The 816-nt window shown below is 52.7% G+C and carries 1 rRNA gene; it reads left to right on the forward strand.

The annotated features are described in order from the left end of the window. Positions 1–816, forward strand: a 23S ribosomal RNA gene (locus LJE12_RS19635); the annotation flags it as partial.

The raw sequence follows: 816 nt of genomic DNA on the forward strand, positions 1-816 counted from the left end.
AGTCAGTAGGAGTAGACCCGAAACCGGGTGATCTATCCATGTCCAGGTTGAAGCTGCCGTAAGAGGTAGTGGAGGACCGAACCCACATCCGTTGAAAAGGGTGGGGATGAGGTGTGGATAGGGGAGAAATTCCAATCGAACCCGGAGATAGCTGGTTCTCCTCGAAATAGCTTTAGGGCTAGCCTCGATACAGATTTGCGGAGGTAGAGCACTGAATTTCCTAGGGGGCGTCAAAGCCTACCGAAGAATATCAAACTCCGAATGCCGCGTAATCGATTATCGGGAGTCAGACTGCACGAGATAAGTTGGGCGGTCAAAAGGGAAAGAGCCCAGACCTTCAGTTAAGGTCCCCAAGTGCGCGTTAAGTGGAAAAGGATGTGGGATTTCGAAGACAACCAGGATGTTGGCTCAGAAGCAGCCATCCATTCAAAGAGTGCGTAATAGCTCACTGGTCGAGAGGTCCTGCGCCGAAAATGTCCGGGGCTGAAACGCGCCACCGAAACTAAGGAACCGAAAGGTTGGTAGAGGAGCATTGCATGCGGAACGAAGCAGTACCGTAAGGAGCTGTGGACTGCATGGAAGAGAGAATGCCGGAATGAGTAGCGAGAATAAGGTGGGAATCCTTATGGCCGAATATCCAAGGTTTCCAGAGTAAAGCTGATCTGCTCTGGGTAAGTCGGGGCCTAAGGCGAGGACGAGAGTCGTAGCCGATGGACAACAGGTGGAGATTCCTGTACTGCGGTATGACAGAACTGTGGGGACACGTAAGGAAAGCGGAAGCCGGGAATGGAAAGCCCGGTGCAAGCGGGGTACCAG

The organism is Blautia sp. DFI.6.71 (genome assembly GCF_020593585.1).
In the GTDB taxonomy this organism is placed as follows: Bacteria; Bacillota; Clostridia; order Lachnospirales; family Lachnospiraceae; genus Blautia_A; species Blautia_A wexlerae.